Origin of the sequence: Rhodanobacter sp. B2A1Ga4 (assembly GCF_018101315.1) — a bacterium.
Lineage (GTDB): Bacteria > Pseudomonadota > Gammaproteobacteria > Xanthomonadales > Rhodanobacteraceae > Rhodanobacter > Rhodanobacter thiooxydans_A.
Genome location: NZ_JADBJR010000001.1, coordinates 1,822,443 through 1,842,395, shown reverse-complemented (window position 1 = coordinate 1,842,395; position 19,953 = coordinate 1,822,443). Strand labels below are relative to the sequence as shown.

Here is a 19,953-nt window from a genome sequence, read left to right as displayed (position 1 = left end):
ATCCTTCAAAGTCTGAGTTCAGCAGGATCGAAGTTGAGACTCTCTTCGATGATGGCGACAGGTTCATGACGCAAGATCTTGTAGATCCTCAGTAGATATTCCCCGAGGATACCCAACAGCAATGATTGGAAGCCGATACCGAAAAGAATGAGGATGTGCACGCTGGCCAGGCCGCGCGGCAACTCCGGATGAAACAGTTTGAGGAAAAAATAATAGATCGCACCCAGGACGCTCAAGCCGAGGATAAGCATCCCGGTGACCGAGGCAATCCGCAACGGAACCACGGAATGGTTGAATACACCTGTCAACCCCAACCGGATTAATTGCCCCAAGCCGAATTTGCTGGACCCGGCCTGGCGCGCGGCGCGATCGTAGGGAATGCCGCGCTGGTTGAAACCCATGCTGGCGATGATGCCGCGCAGATAAGGTTCGGAAGAGCGGAAGCGGGTCAAGGCGGTGATCACCTTGCGGTCAAGCAGCCGGAAATCTCCGGCTTCCCGGGGAACAGGATGCTCGCTGATTTTGTCGATCACCCAGTAGCCGAGACGCCGGAACCTTCGCAGCAGGAAGCCTTCCGGTCGGCTGTGACGCACCCCATAAATCACGTGAAAGCCTTGCTTCCATAGAGCAAAAAATTGTTCGAGCAGTTCGGGAGGATCCTGGAGATCGGCATCGAGCTGCAATACGGCTGCTCCGCGCGTGTGCATGTAATTGGCGAGAATCGAGCGTTGAAAACCGAAGTTTTTCGAGAATCTGACTGCCCGCACCCGCGGGTCCCGCCGCGCCAGAACGGCAAGCTTCTCCCATGTGGCGTCACTGGAATGATTGTCGGTGAAGACAAACTCCAGGTTGCAGCGATCCGCCATGCGGGTGCCCAACGCCTCGAGGCGCGCGTACAGCGCGTCCAGGTTCAGGGCTTCGTTCAACACCGGAATGGTGATGGAAATCAGGGGCAAGTCGGACATGTTTGTCAGTCAACGTGTATGGAGTGATTGTTCCACTGCATGGCGCAGCCCGCGTTCCAGGCTGAAACTGGAATGCCAGCCGGTCTGTGCATGCAGTGCAGAAGGATCGCCCACCAGATATGGCGTATCGTCTGCCCGCAAAGGCAATGCACCGAATGCGAGAAGTTGTTGGGGTACCTGCATGATATCGGCAACGCCGCGGGCAAACATTTCCACGCTATGCCCTTCGCCAGTGCACAGGTTGAACGAGCCAGTCACCATCCTTCCATCCAGTAATGCAAGCGTGGTTTCCCACAAGCCAGAGCAGACATCATCGATATGGATGAAATCCCTGATCTGCTTGCCGGCGGAAAGTTCGACACGCTGGCCACGCTCCAGTTGACTGACTAGTGAGGGCAGCAGCCGGTGTTTCGCTTCACCTGGGCCATAGGCGTTGAAGATCCGCAAATTGGCGGCAGGCATGTTCAACTGGTTGGCAGTGGCGAGAGCGAGCAACCCACCAGCGGCTTTGCTGGCGCCATAAAGTTTACGGTATTCGAGCGGGGCGATTTCGGAGAGCTTCTCGCCGGCCCGCGTTGGAAAGTATTCGGCGCTGCTGCCTGCGATAATTATGGCGTGAGCGCCATGTCGCTGCGCCAACTGCACCATCTGTGCAGGGAGCATGGTGTTGGTCGAGATCAGACTTCCGATCTCGCGATCGGCAGGGTGTATGCCAGCGGCTGCGAGGTGGATCACGGCATCAAACGAAACTCCATGCAGGACCGATGAGATCGTGGAGGGTTCGAGTTCCGGGATCGTGACGTTTTCGACTCCTGCGACAGTGCATGGTCGCCGTCCAAGAGCAACAACGTTGACTCGCTCGCGATCGACCAGCCATCGAGCCAACCGCCTGCCGATGAATCCTGTGCCACCCGTAATCAGGATACGGAGAATGGTGTCAGACATGGATTTTTGCCAAAGCCTGACGCCACCGTTGAAGCTGTTCGGACGTGAGATCTCTGGCTGACATCGGATTGCTGTAGTAGTCCCGGTACCAGGCCCCAGTCTCACGGACTACCTGTGCCGTATCCCATGGCGTTTTCCAGCCCATCACGTTGCGCGCCAGCGAGCTGTCGAGCATCAGTGTGCCGGCTTCCGGCAAGGGATTTTCCATGTATTCAAGAGCAGGGCGATCCCAGGCATCACAAAGCAGCTCGAGAACTTCTCGTACGGTATACGGGCGTGGGTCATGCGGGCCGAGATTCCAGGCGCGGGCGTAGTGTTTGGGAGCCACCAACAACCCGGAAAGAAGCATGAGATAGCCCTGGACCAGTCCCAGTACATGCTGCCAGGGACGAATTGCATCCGGGTAGCGCAAGGTCAGGGTGCTCTTGTGCGTCAATGCCCGGGCGAAATCGGGAACCAGCCGGTCTTCCGACCAGTCGCCTCCACCAATGATGTTGCCGCCGCGCGCAGTCGCGATGGATAGCTTGCCGTCCGTCGCGTCAGCGAAGGCGTGCGTATAGCTCTGGATGACCATTTCTGCGGCGGCTTTCGATGCGCTGTACGGATCCTTGCCGCCAAGTCGGTCGTTTTCACGATAAGGCCATGGCCATTCCCGATTCTGGTAGACCTTGTCAGTGGTAATGCAGACCACGGCGCGCACGGACGGAGTGAGTCGCGCGGCTTCGAGCACATGTGCCGTCCCCATTACATTGGTGGCGAAGGTGGGCACGGGTTCACGATATGAGCGTCGCACCAGCGGCTGTGCGGCCAGGTGCAGCACGACCTCGGGCTGTGTCGTGGCGAAGACGTCGTGTACACGGGCATAGTCGCAGACATCGCCGATTTCTGACCGGACATATTGATCGAGACCAAGAGCGGCAAAAAGCGACGGGTCGGTCTCCGGTTCCAATGCAAGGCCGCTGACTTCGGCACCAATGGCATGTAGCCACTGGCATGCCCAGCTGCCGGTAAATCCGGTATGGCCTGTCACCAGTACGCGTTTTCCTGCGAGATGTTTCTCGAATTCGAGCAGGCCGATCTCGGAGATTGAGGGTTCTTTCACGGGCATCAGTCCATCAGCGAGTAAGTGAGTTCAATTCTGAACCGTGGAACCTGGTGGCGCGCAATACCTCAGGCGCGTCCGTAAACATCCTCAAGCCGCACGATGTCGTCCTCGCCGAGATAGCTGCCGGACTGCACTTCGATCAGCTCCAGCGGCACTTTACCGAGATTGCGCAGGCGGTGGATGCTGCCCAGCGGCAAATAGGTGCTCTGGTTCTCGCTCAGCAGGAAAACCTCGTCGTCACGAGTCACTTCCGCGGTGCCCGACACCACGATCCAGTGCTCGGCGCGGTGGTGGTGCTTCTGCAGGCTGAGTGCAGCGCCTGGCTTGACCATGATGCGTTTCACCTGGAACCGCTCGCCCATGTCGATGGAGTCGTAGCTTCCCCACGGGCGATATACCTTGCGGTGGAACCTGTGCTCCGGCCGGCCGGCGGACTTCAGCTGGTCGACCAGCTTCTTCACGTCTTGCGCATGGCTGCGGGCGGCGATGAGCACGGCGTCAGACGTGTCGACCACGATCAGGTCCTCCACGCCGAGCAGCGCCACCATGCGGCGCGGCGAACTGCGTACGTAGGAGTTGCTGCTATCCAGCGCCAGCACGTCGCCCTCAAGCCGGTTGCCATCGCCATCGCGTTCGGATGCCGCCCACAGGGCAGCCCAGGAGCCGATATCGCTCCACTCGCAGCTGACCGGCACCACCGCGGCACGCCGGGTTTTTTCCATCACGGCGTAATCGATTGAGTCTTCGGGAATGCTGGCGAACGCATCCTTGTCGATGCGCACAAAATCGAGATCTGCATGCGCGCTTTCGAAGGCGGTTGCGACACTGGCGTGCATCGCGGGTGCCTGCTGCGCGAGCTCTTCCAGCAGACGGCTCGCCCGGAACAGGAACATGCCTGAATTCCAGTCATACCCACCCGTTTTCAGGTAGGACTCGGCGGTGGCGCGGTCGGGTTTCTCCACGAAGGCATCGACTTGATACCCGGCGCCGCTCAGCGACTGGCCACGCCGGATATAGCCGAAGCCGGTTTCCGGGGCATCCGGGCGAATGCCGAAGGTGACCAGCCAGCCATCGGCAGCCAGCGGCAGGGCCTTGCGCACGGCGTCGCCAAAGCTGTCCGTATCGCCGATCAGATGGTCAGCTGGAAGCACCAGCAAGGTCGCGTCAGGATCCCTGCGCAGGGCCTGCAGTGCGGCGAGTGCAATGGCTGGTGCGGTGTTGCGGGCAACCGGTTCCAGCAGGATCGACGCATCGGAGACGCCAAGCACCTGCAACTGCTCGGCGACAAGGAAGCGGTGGTCCTCGCTGCAGACCACGATGGGGCTGGCCGCGCCGGGCAGCGTTTGCGCGCGCGCCACAGTCTGCTGGAACAGTGTCGAGTCGCCCGCGAGCGGCAGGAATTGCTTGGGCAAGTTCTTGCGCGACAGCGGCCAGAGCCGGGTGCCGCTGCCGCCACTTAGGATGACGGGGATCAACATGGGGAAACTCCTTTTCTAGGTTCTGGTGGCGCAGGTTGAGCACGGCACGGGAGTGCCGGCATCCGCGGCAACGGCGAGGATCGTCGGGGGCCTGAATCGGTCAAGTGTAATGCGCTGACCTGCCCGAAGGCTGAGGAAGCCTTGAATGGTGGCGGCGTTGGGGTCATCCCTTGTCTTGAGCCAGCGTCACGAGTGAAACCGGGTGACACCTCGTTGCACGTGGCGGTATCGGGAATCCAGCAGGGTCACCAGCGTGGACGCTGCTGCCGGATGCAGCGCCGCGGGCGTGCAGGCATGGTCAATCCCGATCACGACGGTCGTAGCTCATCTTCTTCAGCCGGGTGTTGATGTTTTCCATCAGCTTGCGATTGGTGGCGATCAGGTCGCCGATCAGCCCCATCATGTACAGCAACATGCCCAGCGTGACACACAGCGAGGCGAGGATCACGGATTGGATATGGCCCTCGCCGGCGTGGTCGAGATAGAAGTAAATGAAGCGTGCACCGGCAGCCAGTCCGATCAGCCAGAACACCGAACCCACGTAGAAGAACAAGGCCAGCGGGCGGTAAATCACGAAGACGCGGAGGATCGTCACCAGCGAACGCTTGACGTAACTGGAGATGCTCTTGACCAGTCGCGACGGGCGCAGGTCGCCATTGGTGCGGATCGGCACGGAGACAATGGTCAAATTGCTCTGGCCCGCCTGGATGATGGTTTCCAGCGTGTAGGTATAGGCATTGAACACGTTGAGGCGCAGGGCTGCTTCGCGTGACATCGCGCGGAAACCGCTGGGGGCATCGGCGACGTCGGTCTTGCTGGCCACGCGCACGGCCCAGCTGCCAAGCCGCTGCAGCTTCTTCTTGACCCAGGAAAAGTGCTCGGTTTCGTCGATCGGCCGGGCGCCGATGACGATATCCGCCTCGCGGGCGAGCACGGGTGCGGTGAGCTTGGGAATGTCGGCGCCGCAATACTGGTTGTCCGCATCGGTGTTGACGATGACGTCGGCGCCCAGGCTCAGGCAGGCGTCCAGGCCGGACATGAAGCCGACGGCGAGGCCGCGATTCACCGAATGGCGCACGACATGATCGACACCGTTCTGACGTGCGATTTCTGCCGTATTGTCAGTCGAGCCATCGTCGATGATCAGCCATTCGACGGTGTCGAAACCCTCGACTTCGTGAGGCAGCTCGGCCAGGGCGATGGCCAGGGTTTCGGACTCGTTGAGGCAGGGAATCTGGATGATGAGCTTCATGGGTCTCCTTGCCCTCCGGTTACGAAATGGCCGCGGCTGATTCAGATGCCGGTCGACGGCGCGGACTTAAAAAAGCTTGGCCGGGTTGTTCTATGTATCTGTAGGTCAGGCTGGACAGCGCAACCAGTATGACGAAATACAGTGCCATAACCACGACATTCTGATAATCCAGCGAAAGCCCACTGTAGCTGCAAATAACTACAAATAATAGCTGCAATGGGAAGTGCACGAGGTATATGGAATAAGATATCTCACCTAAGAAAACAAGTGGTCGTACTTCCAACAATTTCTTGACCCCAATGGATTGATAAACAGCTGCTAGTGTGAACGCGGACAGTACGATGACGGCAAGATACGAAATGATGGTCGCATGCGGGCGTTGCGTATTCATGAATACAATGAAGGTAATGATGATTGCCATAGCCAGAAGGTCACGTGCCCACGCACGCATTCCGGGAGCATGAATCCAACCATGGCGATGGGCTAGCTGCAATAGAACCCCCATACCGAAACCAAGCATGCAACGAACCAGTTGCGCGTCAAGGTGGCCAAGTACTCGATCTCCGTTCACAAGGGTATGCGAAGAGGTAAACAGCAGCAGTGCCGTGGCCAGACCAAAAACAAGATATGTGCCACGCAGAATCAATGAACTTGCAATAAATGCGAGAAACGCAACGTTGACGACGAATTCAGTGGAGATTGACCAGGCGGGGCCATTGAAGGAGTAGCCGTCCTGAAGTCCGATACCATTGATCATTACGAGGTTTAGCAGGAAGTGGTATCCATTATTTAACGTGTAAATAAAGGCGGCGTCTCCATGACTTGTCAACTGCCACTGCAAAATCGCTACAGCCACGAGCGTGAAAAAGTGTAGTGGATAGAGTCGCGCTATGCGCGACCGTATATTTTTGCCAAGCTTGAATCTTCGGCGGTCTGTCCAGTAGGCCCGTGTGATTACATAGCCGGAAAGCACAAAAAAGAAGTCAACGAGAAGGTAGCCTGCGCGATAAAATGGCGTGAAAACTTCTATGAAGGGATGAGCCTTGAAATGTGCGCCGTAATGCCATAGCACCACGCCAAGTGCGGCCAGGCCTCGCAAGCTGTCGAATGCCTTGATGCGCGCGCTTTCTGATTGAACTTCAGTGCTGTCCATCGAACAGAATCCTCTGATGGTTTCCCCACGATGCTTTAACTATCAGACGATAAAAAGCATCTTTCGATATCAGCTTGGGCGTTTCTTGATAGTAATAGGGAATTCCGACCAACGCACTGTATGGAGTCATGATAGCGAGCCGGTGTTGGCAGTGCCTGAGCCTGCTTGCTGCAGTTTGCGCAAAACTAGCCCAAGGACAAGGGCTAATCCATCGCCGAGCGTGGTGATGAGGCGTAAAGCGGCCGCGGCGGCTGTGGCGCCTTCGATGCCGAACAGCGGACTCAGGCCCAGCAGGAGAACGATCTCGCGAACACCTAGTCCGGCCGGGGCGCCGGGTATGAGGAAACCGAGCAGCCATGCGCTAGCGTAAATTCCCGTAACGTCAAGCCAGTACTGAGGATGTGGACTATTCGAAAAAGCAAGGCAAAGCAGGTACAGAATTGTGCCGCCGGTCATGAAGCTTAAGCAGTGTGTTGCCCATGCTGAGCACAGCAGTGGCAGCTTTTGGGTTCGGACAAGTTGGCTCAGGTGCCGAACGTGTTGGACCAGCATTCTTCGTGTCACTGAAAATGCCAGGGCGACGCTCAGAATCGCGGTAAGTATGGCGATCAGTATGGCTGCCATTCGCACATGTGTAGATCCTTTGTCGCTCGCAACTTGGATCAGGAGATGCAGTGAGGGGAGGCTGGATGCAAGTGCAGCCGCTAAGACAATCAATGTATCCAGGAACATGCTGCCCAGGACAGTGTCCGTGGGTAATCCCTTGCGTTTGGCCAGCAATACGCGGCCAACATGATGTCCGACATTGCCTGGCAGATATTTCGCAAATTGCGACAACAATAGAATTTGCAATGTGTCCCGATAGTGCAGCGGGTGATCTAGCGCCTTAAGGGAGAGTCCCCATGCAAACGTCACCAAGGCATAGGTTGAGACGTACATAATCAGCGCGAGGACGAGCGCCGGCCAAACCCACGCCCCCCAACTCATCTGAGTGAACACGTGCCAATGAGCGGCAACGGAGTGAAGGAAAAAATATGCACATGCCAGACTTATCAGCAATCCGGCAGCGGTAAGAAGGCGCTTCATGGCTGCTGAGGTCTGAGCAGAAACACGAACGTGGGAATGATCGGCAGGAATGCCGCAAGCGACCAGTCCGGCAGTAGACCATTGACAAGCCGAGTCACTGGATGTGCTGAGTGTTCAGCCTGCAGCGTGACACGAAGGGCTCTCAATGTTGCATTGTCTGCCAGTAAATGAGCGTCCTGAAACAGAGCCATAGCGTGCCGTGCACTGAGTGGAGCGCAGTCATAATAGCGGCCGCGCTTGAATAAGCGCAGATATGCATCGCAGATGCGCTGGGGGAACCAGCTGAGTAGGGGGAGCCGGTAATGTGGCTCCACGACGCGCCACTTGTTTGGCACTGCAAGATAAATCAAGCCGTTGACTTTCAATACTCTTCTGATTTCCTGCAAGTGACATAGTTGCGCTTTGCGATCGCCGACGTGTTCTATGACGTGATTACTTACTACGATGTCAAAAATTTTATCTGGGTAAGGTAGCGTTGTTCCGTCCACCTGTTGGAAGGTGTAGCCTTTCTTCTCTACCCGATTGTCAGCAACGTCAACGGCACAAACTTTAACCCGATCGCCACCCGCTGTGGCCAGCGCATTCGAAATGATGCCAGAGCCGCACCCGACCTCAAGAATGTCATGGGCTCTACCGAATTGTTCCTCGCCGATCAGCTTGATTATCTTCGCGGATTTTAGCAGTCTGCTGTGCCGATCACTGATGGCATGTGCTTGTCGTTCTTGATTGGGCATAGTGCTTTCCATTGCCACAGAAATACAAAGATGATTCGAATTTATCTTAGGCGGGAAGCTGCGGCTCTGACAGATGAATTTTCTCGAGAGATAGCAAGCTATCGCAAAGTGAGCGCCAGTCGTTGATGGTCTTGAAATTGCGTACTCCGTCGGAGAACCGCTGTGCCTGCGCGCGATCCAGCTGACGCACTGTATCAGCTAGTTCTTTCGGGTTATTCGGAGCCACCAGTTTTCCAGTCACACCGTCAATGACCACATCGGGGAGCCCTCCTGTACGCGAGGCAATGATGGGCTTGTTGTAATGGAAGGCAACTGAGGCGACGGCGCTACCTGTTGCCGTGCGATAAGGAAGGACCACGAAGTCCGTCCTCTCGAAATAGTCGGCGGCTTCCCCATCGCTCATATATCTTAGATGAGCCTCGACGTTGGGGAAGGTGGAAAGTTGTTCTAGTAACGCGGAAGGATCGCCCCAGTGCTCACCTATTACCGTTAGATGAATAGCGGTGTCATCCAACTGGTGCATCGCCTCCAAAAGTATATCCAAACCCTTATAAGGACGAATAAAGCCGAAGAAGAGCAACTCCAGACGCCCACGTTTGGCTAGCATTTGCCCCGCTTGAGGGTAATGGCCGTATACCGGGATGGGATGCTGCGCAACCGAAATTCCTGGCCTTGCCATGAGCAGCATATTTTTGTGTTCACTGGAGTGGACAAGATATGCATCAGCCATATCAAGTACCCAGCGTGAAATCGTTGCTTTTAAAACGCCTGAATCGTGGTCGACCAAGTTGTGACAAATGATTGCTATACGGATGTCGTGGCGTTTGAGTAGAGATGCCATGAAAGCAAAACATGGTGCCCAGAACACGGTCCACCAGTGAAATACGACCATGTCAGGTCGTTCGCGGATAATGCTGCGGGCAGTCTTCCACCACGTGAATGGGTTGATCGAGTCGATGGTGTACTGCGCACCTGGCTCTCGGTAGCCCTTCAACGAGGGGTCACGATCGTTGGCGCCGGGATACAGCAGCTTGGGGTATTGCCGCGAAAACGAAAACAAACTGACTTGGACGTCACTCTCTTTCAGCGCGCGAAACAGCATGCTGTTGTAGTGCGATATTCCCCCGCGGAAGGGAAGTACTGGCCCGACCACGCAAATACGACGTGGCCGGGTAGCGTCATTGCTGGCAGTCATGAATCAGCCCCTGAGATCACGCGCTCAGTGCCGCTTCCAGCTCCGGAATGATCTTGAACAGATCTCCCACCAAGCCGAAGTCGGCCACCTCGAAGATCGGCGCCTCGCCATCCTTGTTGATCGCCACGATGGTGCCGGCGTCCTTGATGCCGGTGAGGTGCTGGATGGCGCCGGAGATGCCGATGGCCATGTACAGCTCGGGGGCGATGATCTTGCCGGTCTGGCCGACCTGCAGGTCGCTGGGCACGTAGCCGGCGTCCACCGCGGCGCGCGAGGCGCCGACGGCGGCGCCGATCTTGTCCGCGAACTTGAAGATGATGTCGAAGTTTTCCTTCGAGCCGACGCCGCGGCCGCCGGAGACGACCTTGCTGGCGCTCTGCAGGTCGGGGCGATCGCTGCTGCCTTGCTTCAGCTCGACGAAGTGGGTGTGTACGGGCAGGGTCGCGTTGATTGCCTGCGCCTCGACTGGCGCGCTGCCGGTGCCGGTGGCGGCGGCCGGCCACGAAGCCGAGCGGATCGTGGCGACCACGGTATGGGCCGGGTCGGCTTCGACCGTGATGATCGCGTTGCCGGCGTAGATCGGGCGTTTGAAGGTGTGCGCGGCTTCCACGCTCATCACGTCGCTGACCTGGGCCACGCCGAGCAGGGCGGCCACGCGCGGGGCGACGTCCTTGCCGAAGGTGGTGGAGGGCACGAATACGTGGCTGTAGCCGGCGGCGGCCTTGGCGATTTGCGGCGCCAGCATGGCGGCCAGCGGGTGTGCGTTCTCGGGACGGGCGACAGTAAGTACGCGGCTCACGCCATCGATCTTCGCCGCCTCGGCGGCGATCGCGTCGACGCTGTCGGCCAGCACCAGCACGTCGATCGCTTCGCCCTTCACCGCGATGGCGGCGCTCACCGCGCGCGCGGTGGAGGAGTTGAGTTTGCCGCCGAGGTGTTCGGCGATGACCAGGATCTTGCTCATGTGTGTCTCCGAAGCTTTTGTTGTAGGAGCCCGCTCGCGGGCGATGCTTCTGCTCTGAATTTCGGGGAAAGAGCATCGCCCGCGAGCGGGCTCCTACATCTGGAATGGGGTTACAGCAGGCCTTTCTGCTTCAGCGCCGCGACCAGTTCGGCCGCGTCCTTAACCATCACGCCCTTGCTACGCTTGGCCGGCGCGGCGTAGTGCGTGGTCTTCAGGTGGTCGTGCGCCTCGACGCCGAGCGAGCCGAACTCGATGGTATCGATCGGCTTGGACTTCGCCTTCATGATGTCCGGCAACTTGATGAAGCGCGGCTCGTTGAGGCGCAGGTCGGTGGTGATCACCGCCGGCAACTCGGCCTCGATCACTTCCAGGCCGGCGTCGACCTCACGCGTTATGGTGGCCTTGCCGTCGGCGATCTCGACCTTGCTGGCGAACGTGGCCTGCGGGCGATCCCACAGCGCGGCGAGCATCTGGCCGGTCTGGTTGGCGTCGTCGTCGATCGCCTGCTTGCCCAGGATCACCAGGCCCGGCTGCTCCTTCTCGACCAGTTTGAGGAACACGCGGGCGGCGGTCAGCGGCTGCACGGCATCGGCGGTAACCACATGGATGGCGCGGTTCGCACCCATCGCCAGGCCGTTGCGCAGGTGCGCGGTGAGGTCGGCTGGGCCGATGCCGACTACGATCACTTCCTCGGCTATGCCTTTCTCGCGCAGGCGCAATGCCTCTTCCAGCGCGATGTCGTCGAACGGGTTAGCGGACAGCTTGACGCCGTCGGTGACCACGCCGCTGCCGTCGGGCTTGACCTGGATGCGCACGTTGTAGTCCACGACGCGCTTGTAGCCGACCAGAATTTTCATCGGGGATTCCTGTCTCGTTGGCTGCCCCGGCAAGGGGTGCGAAACTGACATTCTACCCGGCATCGAACAATCGTACGAAATGGGCGGCGGTGCGGCGTTGCGACGCGGTGGAGGCGATCAGCCGCTGCGCCTCGCGTACGGGTACGGCGCGGGTGCCGCTTCGGCGAGGCCGAGCAGGCCGGCCACGCTGGCCGTACTGAAACCTCCGGCGCTGGCGGCCAGGCTGAACACGCGTTCGACGGCGTGGGCCAGGGTGCCGTCGAGCTGGCCCGCTTCGGCCTCGAATTCCGCCACGTCCAGGTGGATGTCCAGCAACGGGCGCAATGCTGCCGGGCGCAGCCAGAACATGCTGCCGGCGATGAAACGATTGTTTTCCGTCGATGGCGTTGTGATGCCAAGGCGGCGGATGAGGTAGTCGACATTGCCCTGGTTGGCACCCCAATAGTTGGCCTGCGGCTGCAGGTGACCTTCGGCGTGCACCAGGCCCAGCGTGGCGTCGTCGCGGAAGGCTGCCGCGATACGGCCGGCGCGTTCGGGTGCGAGCAGCTTGTCGAGCAGTTCGCGGCGCCAGGTTTCGCCATCCTGGCGATGGGTTGAGCGCTTGCCGTGCAGCTTGAGTACGGTGGTGACGCCTTCGTCGAGCAGGCGGTTGGCCACGTGCAGGAACGGCAGGATGTCGCGGCCGCGGTTCTCGAATACCTCGATCCTGGCGTCGAGGTTGAGCTGCGCCACGCGTTCGCGCACGGCCTGTTCGCGCTCGTGGGCGGTGGTAATGATGATGCGCCAGTCGATGCCGCTGGCACGCAACGCTGCCACCAGTTCATCCAGCAGTTCGGGATACCAGACGTGGATCACCGCGCAGGGGCGCGTATCGGCGGCCGGCGCGGGCTGCAGCGCGGCACGGGTGGCCTGCAGCCAGGCATGGCCGAGCCGGCTGTCCGGTTCCAGCACGGCGCCTTCGGCCCATTCGTTCCAGGCGTTGACGAACACCAGCGGCTGCGCCGGAAAGCGCCGCTGCGCGGCACCGACGGCATGGCGCAGCCAGTCGCGGTAGCCGCGCGGCGAGGCATGCGCGAACACGCGGCCGCTGCCGCTGCGCCGCGGCTCGTTGTCCCAGCCCGGATTGACGCCGGGGTAGCGCGGATAGGCGGGTTCGGGCTGCGCCATCGACTGCCGCGCCAACTCGCGCCAGTCGTGCACGTCGCCGCGGTAGTCCGGGTTGAGCAGGTGCTGCCGCGCCGTGATCGGCGCGGGCGTGGTGTTGTTCGGCGGGAATTCCACCGCGGCGTCGAAGCCGATCGTGCGCGGGTCGACCCGGTCGAAACTCTGCACGTAGGCCAGATGGATCTCGCCGATGCCGTTGGCGCGGCACCACTCGCGCCAGCGTTGCGCGGTCGCCTTCGGGTCCGGCAGCAGGCCAGGGCGGTAGACCAGCAGCAGCGGCTTGCCGTCGACGCGCAGGTAGCGCGGGTCGGCGAGATAGCGCGCGACATGCTCGATGAAGGCGAGGTCGTCGCCGTCGCTGTGCCGCTGGCCGATCAGGATGTCGTCGGCGCGGCCGTCCCAGCGCCGCGACCAGTTTTCGTTGCCCCAGCACAGGCACAGTGGCAGGTCCAGCGTGGGGTCGGCCAGCCATTGCTGCAGCGGCGTTTCCAGCAGGGTCTTGCCGGCAAACCAGTAGAAGTAGCTGCAGAACGCACCGACGCCGTACTCGCGCGCCAGCTGCATCTGCCGGCGCATCGTGTCCGCCAGGCGCAGGTCGTAGAAACCCAGCTCGCCGGGCAGGCGCGGCTGCGCGTGCCCTTCGAACTGCGGCAGCGCGCGCGTCACGTTGTGCCATTCGGTGAAGCCCTCGCCCCACCACGCGTCGTTCTCTGGAATTGGGTGGAACTGCGGCAGGTAGAACGCCACCACGGTGGCGGGCAGCGGCGTCGGCAACGTGCCGCTGCGTCTGGGGACGAAACCGATCGCGCGTCCGGCGGCCTGGCTGCGCGGCCGGTGTTCGGCTTGCGACGCTTCGGCCAGATGGCCGCGCGGTCCCCGCGGCAGCAGGTCCGCGTGCGTGTCCAGGAAACGCTGGCGCAGCCGGTCGCGCGTGGCGCCCGGCATCGGGGTCAGCCGGAAGCCGGTGCGCAGCACGGTGAACAGACAGCGTTTGGCGAAGTCGCGGGCGGGCATGGTGATCTATCGGTGGTGATGCGGAAGCATCGGCGCTGGCGCGCGCATGGTCAATCCAGCACGCGATGCAGCGCGGCGGCTGCGGCGGCGGCGGAGAAATGCTGCTGCACGTTGTTAAGGCCGCGCGTGGAGAGCTGCTGCCAGAGCGTTTCGTCGTGCTGCAGCCGCCGCACCGCCTCGACGATGGCGGGCGCATCGTCGGCCACCAGCACGTTCACGCCGTCGGCGAGCTGCATGCCTTCTACCGCGAGGGTGGTGGCGATCACCGGCACGCCGTGGCTCATCGACATGTTGATCTTGCCCTTCACGCCGGCGCCGAAACGCAGCGGCGCCAGCGTGGCGAGGCAGCGGTCCAGCCACGGTGCCAGTTCGGCCACGCGGCCGTGGAATTCGAGGCCCGGCGTGGCCAGCTCGTGCCGCGCTGCGTCCGGCATGTCGCCGAGTACGTGCACATGGATGTCGGGTAGCGCCTCGCGCAGCTGTGGCAGGATCTCGCCGGCGATCCAGCGGACCGCGTCGCTGTTTGGTGGGTGACCGTAGCCGCCGATGAAGACCAGATCGCGCCGCCCCGCGTGAGGCTGCCGGCAGCCGTGCACCTGATGGATGTTGGACAGCAATTCCACCCGCGCCTGCGGCAGCAGCCGCGCCAGCAAGGTCCGCTCGTGCGGGCTGACCACGAAGCTGACGTCGGCCTGTTCGATCAGGGCCAGCTCGCTGCGGCGCGCGGCTTCGGCCTGGCGCGCCATGATGGCGCTGCCGCCGAGTTCGGCGGCGCGCCGTTCGCGCAGGAAGTGCAGGTCCACCGTGTCGAACAGCAGCTTTGCCTGCGGCGCATGCCGGCGTACCAGCGCGGCATACTGGCCGGCGACGGTGTGCCGGCACAGGATCACCGCGTGCAGTTCGCCGCCGTGCTCGCGCAGCCAGCGTGGCAGGTCGGCCACCCACGGCTTGCACAGCACTTCGCAGCCCAGGGCGCCGAGCGCGTCGATCTCCGCCGGGCTGGCGCGGCCGTCGTCGGGCAGGAAGGCGGTGCTCCAGCCCTGCTCGTCGAGCAGGCCCAGGATCGCGCACAGGCGCAGCGAGCCGGAGTCGCGCGAAGGCTCCGGCGTCATCGCGTCCACCACCAGCACGCGGCCGCGCCGGCGCCAGCGGATCGCGCGCTCGAGCGGCGTGCCGGCGGGTGGCTGGGCGGCGAGTTCGGCCGTCCATTTGTCGGTGAACTTCGCCTGGTTGGGCCGCTGGTGGCGCTTCATGCCGCGGTCGAGGTCGGTGCCGGCGCTGATGCCCTCGCAGTGGATCGCCGTGCTGGCCGGCTCGTAGTACACGCGCAGGCCGAGCCGGCGCACCGCGAACGCCAGGTCGGCGTCCTCGTAATAGGCTGGCGCATAGCGCGCGTCGAAGCCGCCGACGCGTCGGAACAGTTCGCGGCGAATCAGCAACGAGGCACCGGAGACGTAGTCGACCTCGCGGCGGCAGCGGAACAGCGGCACGTCGCGCGGCTCGAAGCGGCCGGCGGTCCAGCAGCTGCCGTCGGCGAACACCAGGCCGCCGGCTTCCTGCAGTCGTCCGTCCGGATAGACCAGCCGGCTGCCGGCGATGCCGCAGTCGGCACGCTCGGCGAAGCAGCGTAGCAGCGCGTCCAGCCAGCCGGAGGTGACCTGGGTGTCGTTGTTGAGGAACAGCAGGAATTCGCCACGTGCCGCCTCGGCACCGGCGTTGCAGCTGCCGATGAAGCCGAGATTGGCGGTGTTGCACAGCAGGCGCAGACCGCCCACCTGCGCCAGCGTGGCGGCGCTGGCGTCCGGCGACGCGTCGTCCACCACGATTACCTCGAACGGCGCCTGCGCGCCGTGCCGCGCCAGCGAGCGCAGGCAGGCGAGGGTATAGGCGAGCTTGCCGTGAACCGGGATGATCACCGACACCCGCGGCTGCTCGCTGACCGGCAGCGCGAAGGGCGCGAACGGTTCGTCCAGCGGCAGCAGCGCCAGTGCCTCATCGAGTTCGGGACGTGACTGGAACTCCTGCCGCATGCGCGCCAGCGTGCCGCGCCAGCCGCGCAGCGCAAGGCTGCCGCGCGTGCGCTGCCACAGGTAGCCCAGGCGCTTGAGTCGCCAGTGCAGATTGCCGATCAGCGGACTGCCCTCGGTACCGAAGTCAGGCTGTTGCCAAGCGAAGCTTGGCCACGCGTTTCAGATCCACGTGCTGGCGCGCAACCCAGAGATCATGGTTGTCCTGCAGCAGCAACCAGCTCTCGGGGGTGCGGCCGATCGCCTTGGAAAGACGCAGTGCCATCTCCGGGGTGACGCGGCTCGTGCCGTTCAGGATGCGACTGAGGGTGGAGGCGGCCACGTCGAGCTTGGCCGCCAGCTCACGGCCACTGATGCCGTTGGGCTCAAGGTAGATGTTCGTGATGAACTCGCCGGGGTGGGGAGGGTTGTACATGGGCATCAGTGGTAGTCCTCGTAGTCCAGGACGTAGGCGTTGCCGTCCTGGAACTCGAACGTCAGTCGCCAGTTGCCATTGACCGAGACGGCCCAGCGGCCCTGCATCCCGCCTTTGAGCGGATGCAGCGCGAAGCCTGGCAAATCCATGTCGTCAATGGACTGTGCGGTATCCAGGGCGGCCAGTTGCATTCGCAGCCTCTTGGCGTGGCTGGCCTGGATACCGGCCGTGCTTCCGGTTTCGAAGAGCTTGCGCAAGCTCTTGTGCCGAAACGACTTGATCATGTGTCGATGCTAGCATGTTGCGCATCACGCAACAAGCGCCCAATACGTGATTTGGGCGGTGATGCCGTCGTCCAGATGGCGATTGCCGCGTCTGTACGCCATTTCAGAGGTTCTGGTAATTCGGCCCCGACCCGCCCTCGGGCGTGACCCAGGTGATGATCTCGTACGGATCCTTGATGTCGCAGGTCTTGCAGTGCACGCAGTTGGCGGCGTTGACCTGCAGGCGCTTGCCGTGCGGCATGCTGGCGTCTTCGACCATCTCGTAGACTGCGGCCGGGCAGAAGCGGGTGCAGGGGTTGTCGTATTCCTCGACGCACTTGGTGGCGCAGATGTCGGTGTCGGCCACCTTGAGGTGTACGGGCTGGTCTTCGTCGTACTCGGTGGCGGCGAAGTAGACGCCGGCCAGGCGGTCGCGCGGGGGCAGCGTGCGCTGCACGTAGTCGCGTTTCGGCTCCTCGTATTCGCCCAGCTTGTGCAGGCTGGACCAGTCGGCCTTGTTCTTCAGCGTCCACGGTGACAGCCCGCCGGTGACGGTTTCCCAGGCGGCGTTGAGCATGCCGAACCACAGGCCCTTCTTGAACGCGGGCTTGATGTTGCGCACCTTCTTCAGCTCGACCATCACGTCCGAGCCGCGCAGTTTCGCGTCGAAGCCGATCGGGTTCAGCGCGTTCGCCAGCAGGTGCTCGGCGGCGAGCATGCCGCTCTTGATCGCCTGATGGGTGCCTTTCACCTTCGGCACGTTGAGCAGGCCGGCGGTGTCGCCGATCAGCAGCGCGCCGGGCATCTCGCACTTCGGCAGCGACTGGTAACCACCGGTGACGATCACGCGCGCGCCGGCGGAAAGGATGCTGCCGCCTTCCAGCAGCGGCAGGTTCATCGGGTGGTTCTTCCACTGCTGGAACGCTTCCCATGGCTGGTATGCCGGGTCGCTGTAGTCGAGCCCGCTGACGTAGCCGAGCGCGATGCGGTCGTTGTCCAGGTGGTACATGAAGCTGCCGCCGTAGGTGTGCGTGTCGGCGGGCCAGCCGAAGCTGTGCACGATCTTGCCCGGGGTGACGCGGCCGGGCGGCAGCTGCCACAGTTCCTTGATGCCGATGGAGTAGCCCTGCGGGTCGCTGTGCTTGTCCAACGCGTAGCGCTTGATCAGCTGCTTGGTCAGGCTGCCGCGCGCGCCCTCGGCCAGCACGGTGACCTTCGCCTTGATGTCGATGCCCTGGGTGTAGCCGGCCTTGTGCGTGCCGTCCTTGGCCACGCCCATGTCGCCGATGCGCACGCCGGCGACCGCGCCGTTCTCGTCGTAGATGTTGTCGGCGGCGGCGAATCCGGGGAACACGTCCACGCCCAGTGCTTCGGCCTGCGGCGCCAGCCACGCGCACATCGCGCCCAGCGAGACGATGAAGTTGCCGTGGTTCTTCATGCCCGGCGGCACCATCATCTTGTGCCCGCCGGTTTTCGACAGCAGCCAGAACTCGTCCTCGCCGGCGGGCACGCAGATCGGCGGCGGGTTGTTGCGCCAGTTCGGCAGCAGCGCGTCCAGCGGCTGCGGCTCGATCACCGCGCCGGACAGGATCTGCGCGCCGATGGTCGATGATTTCTCGATCACGCACACGCTCGTGTCCGGCTTCAGCTGCTTCAGGCGAATCGCGAACGACAGGCCAGCCGGACCGGCACCGACCACGACGACGTCGTATTCCATGGTTTCGCGTTCGCTCATGGCGGACTCCCTGAGGCTGGGTGGTGGCGCCGGCGGTTGCCGTGCGCGCGGGTATGGGTCAGGCCGCCATTGTCCGTTTTCGGGCGTCGTGCGGCAACGCGTGCTGCGCCACCACTTGCAATAGCTTCACCGGACGCGGCGATAATCGGGCCAAACCAAGGGAGCGTTCATGAATTCGATGCCGCCGATCGCCGATCTCGACCTGCGCCGCGCCTCGCTGTGCCAGTTGCTGCATTGGCTGGCGGTGGGCCGCGTGCAGCCGCAGGCGCTGGCCGACGTCTACCAGCAGGCGATCGAGCGGATCGATCCGCAACTCCATGCTTATGTCGACCAGCGTTCGGGCCTGGTGCAGGACCAGTCGCAGCTGGCCGACCGCCGCCGCCGCGAGGGCGTGATCGGGCGGCTGGACGGTATTCCGCTGGCCCTGAAGGACAACTTCGACATCGCCGGCTGGCCCACGCGGGTCGGCCTGCCCGGTCGCGACAAGCCGGTGCAGGAGGATGCGCACGTGGTGGCGCGGCTGCGCGCGTCCGGCGCGGTGCTGCTGGGCAAGACCAACATGGACGAGGGCGCGCTGGGCGCGGTCACCGACAACCCGCACTTCGGCGCCACCCACAACCCGCACCGGCACGGCTATACAGCCGGTGGCTCCTCCGGCGGTGCGGCGGCGGCCGTGGCGGCAGGCCTGGCGGTGGCGGCGGTGGGTTCGGACAGCCTGGGTTCGATCCGTATCCCGGCCAGCTATTGCGGCGTGTATGCGCTGAAGCCGACCCACGGCGAGATCTCCGCGCGCGGCCTGGTGCCGGCGGCGCGCCGGCTCGACGCAGTCGGCCTGCTGGCGCGCAGCGCCGATGACCTCACCGTCTTGCTGCAGGTGCTGGCTGGCTACGACGCCGACGATGCCCGTTCGCGCCGCCGGCGCGTCGCGTTCGCACTGCCGGACTGGGAGCCGGGCAACCTGCGCGCGGGCCTGCTGCCGGACCTGGCCGCGGTCGGCGTGCAGCCGGAAGTGATCGAGCTGTTCGAGGCCGCCATGGCGAAATTGCCGCATGCGCTGGGCGATCGCCGCACGGTCGACTTCGCCGACTGGGATTTCGCGCGCACCCGCCGCGCCGGCCTGCTGTTGATGGAGGCGGAGATGCTCGGCACCTTCGCCGCGGACCTGGCCAACACCGAACACCCGGTGTCGGAACATTTCCGCCGCCTGCTCGGCTACGCGGCCGGCAAGAGCGCGGCCGACTACGCGATGGCCGACCGCGTGCTCGACGCGGCCACGCTGAAGATGCGCCGGCTGTTCGCCCAGGTCGACGTGCTGGTGCTGCCGACCACGCCGCAGGGCGCGTTCCCGCTGGACGGCCCGGTGCCCGATTCGCAGGGTGATCTCACCAGCTTCGCCAGCCTGGCCGGTTGCCCCGCGGTGAGCCTGCCGATGGGCACGCTGCCGAACGGCATGCCGGTGGGCCTGCAGTTGGTCGGCGCGCGCGGCTCGGACCTGCGCCTGCTGGAGCTGGCCTCGGTGTGTGCGGCCACGCTGGATGTCGAGCCGACGTATCCGGTAATCGCCTGAGGTGCATCGCGCACCCTCCCCTGCGCGCAGGGGA

At 62.8% G+C, this 19,953-nt stretch carries 17 protein-coding genes; 1 reads left to right on the top strand and 16 read right to left on the bottom strand.

Going from position 1 to position 19,953, the window contains the following annotated elements:
• Positions 1-5: 5 nt before the first annotated feature.
• The 16 genes from IMW82_RS08555 to IMW82_RS08480 form a co-directional block, all read right to left on the bottom strand.
• Positions 6-965, bottom strand: a complete 960-nt coding sequence (locus IMW82_RS08555; RefSeq protein WP_211004262.1) for a glycosyltransferase family 2 protein — start codon at positions 963-965, stop codon at positions 6-8.
• Between the two features lie 9 nt (positions 966-974).
• The gene (locus IMW82_RS08550; protein WP_211004261.1) at positions 975-1,910 is read right to left on the bottom strand and encodes an NAD(P)-dependent oxidoreductase; all 936 of its coding nucleotides are present in this window, start codon (positions 1,908-1,910) and stop codon (positions 975-977) included.
• Positions 1,903-3,018 (bottom strand): CDP-glucose 4,6-dehydratase, encoded by a 1,116-nt coding sequence (rfbG, locus tag IMW82_RS08545; RefSeq protein ID WP_211004260.1) that lies wholly within the window; start codon positions 3,016-3,018, stop codon positions 1,903-1,905. Before rfbG ends, IMW82_RS08550 begins: the two co-directional genes overlap by 8 nt.
• Positions 3,019-3,080: 62 nt before the next feature.
• A complete protein-coding gene (locus IMW82_RS08540) occupies positions 3,081-4,493 on the bottom strand; it encodes a mannose-1-phosphate guanylyltransferase/mannose-6-phosphate isomerase (RefSeq protein WP_211004259.1) in 1,413 nt (470 codons plus the stop codon).
• A gap of 298 nt (positions 4,494-4,791) precedes the next feature.
• Positions 4,792-5,745: a glycosyltransferase family 2 protein gene (locus tag IMW82_RS08535; protein ID WP_211004258.1), complete on the bottom strand. Its 954-nt coding sequence runs from the start codon at positions 5,743-5,745 to the stop codon at positions 4,792-4,794.
• A gap of 19 nt (positions 5,746-5,764) precedes the next feature.
• Positions 5,765-6,898 (bottom strand): acyltransferase, encoded by a 1,134-nt coding sequence (locus IMW82_RS08530; protein WP_211004257.1) that lies wholly within the window; start codon positions 6,896-6,898, stop codon positions 5,765-5,767.
• 126 nt (positions 6,899-7,024) lie between these two features.
• On the bottom strand, positions 7,025-7,984 hold the full coding sequence (locus tag IMW82_RS08525) for a lysylphosphatidylglycerol synthase transmembrane domain-containing protein (protein ID WP_211004256.1): 960 nt from the start codon (positions 7,982-7,984) through the stop codon (positions 7,025-7,027).
• Positions 7,981-8,718, bottom strand: coding sequence for a class I SAM-dependent methyltransferase (locus IMW82_RS08520; RefSeq protein ID WP_211004255.1), 738 nt, complete (start codon positions 8,716-8,718; stop codon positions 7,981-7,983). Before IMW82_RS08520 ends, IMW82_RS08525 begins: the two co-directional genes overlap by 4 nt.
• 46 nt (positions 8,719-8,764) lie before the next feature.
• A complete protein-coding gene (locus tag IMW82_RS08515) occupies positions 8,765-9,913 on the bottom strand; it encodes a glycosyltransferase family 4 protein (protein ID WP_211004254.1) in 1,149 nt (382 codons plus the stop codon).
• 16 nt (positions 9,914-9,929) lie between these two features.
• Entirely contained in the window at positions 9,930-10,877 is a 948-nt protein-coding gene (locus tag IMW82_RS08510; RefSeq protein WP_211004253.1) for an FAD-binding protein, read from the bottom strand.
• A gap of 110 nt (positions 10,878-10,987) precedes the next feature.
• Positions 10,988-11,734 carry an electron transfer flavoprotein subunit beta/FixA family protein gene (locus tag IMW82_RS08505; RefSeq protein WP_211004252.1) on the bottom strand — a complete coding sequence of 249 codons (747 nt, stop codon included), beginning with the start codon at positions 11,732-11,734 and terminating at the stop codon, positions 10,988-10,990.
• Positions 11,735-11,851: 117 nt separating this feature from the next.
• Positions 11,852-13,912: a glycoside hydrolase family 99-like domain-containing protein gene (locus IMW82_RS08500; RefSeq protein ID WP_211004251.1), complete on the bottom strand. Its 2,061-nt coding sequence runs from the start codon at positions 13,910-13,912 to the stop codon at positions 11,852-11,854.
• Positions 13,913-13,962: 50 nt separating this feature from the next.
• Positions 13,963-15,942, bottom strand: a complete 1,980-nt coding sequence (locus IMW82_RS08495; RefSeq protein ID WP_211004250.1) for a glycosyltransferase — start codon at positions 15,940-15,942, stop codon at positions 13,963-13,965.
• A gap of 124 nt (positions 15,943-16,066) precedes the next feature.
• Complete coding sequence (locus tag IMW82_RS08490; RefSeq protein ID WP_114340680.1) at positions 16,067-16,360, bottom strand: HigA family addiction module antitoxin; 294 nt, start codon at positions 16,358-16,360, stop codon at positions 16,067-16,069.
• Positions 16,360-16,638: a type II toxin-antitoxin system RelE/ParE family toxin gene (locus tag IMW82_RS08485; protein ID WP_211004249.1), complete on the bottom strand. Its 279-nt coding sequence runs from the start codon at positions 16,636-16,638 to the stop codon at positions 16,360-16,362. Before IMW82_RS08485 ends, IMW82_RS08490 begins: the two co-directional genes overlap by 1 nt.
• 103 nt (positions 16,639-16,741) lie before the next feature.
• Positions 16,742-18,352, bottom strand: a complete 1,611-nt coding sequence (locus IMW82_RS08480; protein WP_211004248.1) for an electron transfer flavoprotein-ubiquinone oxidoreductase — start codon at positions 18,350-18,352, stop codon at positions 16,742-16,744.
• Between the two features lie 169 nt (positions 18,353-18,521).
• Here IMW82_RS08480 and IMW82_RS08475 point away from each other — a divergent pair, with 169 nt between their 5' ends.
• Positions 18,522-19,919 carry an amidase gene (locus IMW82_RS08475; protein ID WP_211004247.1) on the top strand — a complete coding sequence of 466 codons (1,398 nt, stop codon included), beginning with the start codon at positions 18,522-18,524 and terminating at the stop codon, positions 19,917-19,919.
• Positions 19,920-19,953: the final 34 nt, after the last annotated feature.

Excerpts from the sequence above, each read along its gene's own strand:
- IMW82_RS08555 (WP_211004262.1), bottom strand. The coding sequence starts at position 965 with ATGTCCGACTTGCCCCTGATTTCCATCACCATTCCGGTGTTGAACGAA.
- IMW82_RS08550 (WP_211004261.1), bottom strand. The coding sequence starts at position 1,910 with ATGTCTGACACCATTCTCCGTATCCTGATTACGGGTGGCACAGGATTC.
- rfbG (WP_211004260.1), bottom strand. The coding sequence starts at position 3,018 with ATGCCCGTGAAAGAACCCTCAATCTCCGAGATCGGCCTGCTCGAATTC.
- IMW82_RS08540 (WP_211004259.1), bottom strand. The coding sequence starts at position 4,493 with ATGTTGATCCCCGTCATCCTAAGTGGCGGCAGCGGCACCCGGCTCTGG.
- IMW82_RS08535 (WP_211004258.1), bottom strand. The coding sequence starts at position 5,745 with ATGAAGCTCATCATCCAGATTCCCTGCCTCAACGAGTCCGAAACCCTG.
- IMW82_RS08530 (WP_211004257.1), bottom strand. The coding sequence starts at position 6,898 with ATGGACAGCACTGAAGTTCAATCAGAAAGCGCGCGCATCAAGGCATTC.
- IMW82_RS08525 (WP_211004256.1), bottom strand. The coding sequence starts at position 7,984 with ATGAAGCGCCTTCTTACCGCTGCCGGATTGCTGATAAGTCTGGCATGT.
- IMW82_RS08520 (WP_211004255.1), bottom strand. The coding sequence starts at position 8,718 with ATGCCCAATCAAGAACGACAAGCACATGCCATCAGTGATCGGCACAGC.
- IMW82_RS08515 (WP_211004254.1), bottom strand. The coding sequence starts at position 9,913 with ATGACTGCCAGCAATGACGCTACCCGGCCACGTCGTATTTGCGTGGTC.
- IMW82_RS08510 (WP_211004253.1), bottom strand. The coding sequence starts at position 10,877 with ATGAGCAAGATCCTGGTCATCGCCGAACACCTCGGCGGCAAACTCAAC.
- IMW82_RS08505 (WP_211004252.1), bottom strand. The coding sequence starts at position 11,734 with ATGAAAATTCTGGTCGGCTACAAGCGCGTCGTGGACTACAACGTGCGC.
- IMW82_RS08500 (WP_211004251.1), bottom strand. The coding sequence starts at position 13,912 with ATGCCCGCCCGCGACTTCGCCAAACGCTGTCTGTTCACCGTGCTGCGC.
- IMW82_RS08495 (WP_211004250.1), bottom strand. The coding sequence starts at position 15,942 with ATGCGGCAGGAGTTCCAGTCACGTCCCGAACTCGATGAGGCACTGGCG.
- IMW82_RS08490 (WP_114340680.1), bottom strand. The coding sequence starts at position 16,360 with ATGCCCATGTACAACCCTCCCCACCCCGGCGAGTTCATCACGAACATC.
- IMW82_RS08485 (WP_211004249.1), bottom strand. The coding sequence starts at position 16,638 with ATGATCAAGTCGTTTCGGCACAAGAGCTTGCGCAAGCTCTTCGAAACC.
- IMW82_RS08480 (WP_211004248.1), bottom strand. The coding sequence starts at position 18,352 with ATGAGCGAACGCGAAACCATGGAATACGACGTCGTCGTGGTCGGTGCC.
- IMW82_RS08475 (WP_211004247.1), top strand. The coding sequence starts at position 18,522 with ATGAATTCGATGCCGCCGATCGCCGATCTCGACCTGCGCCGCGCCTCG.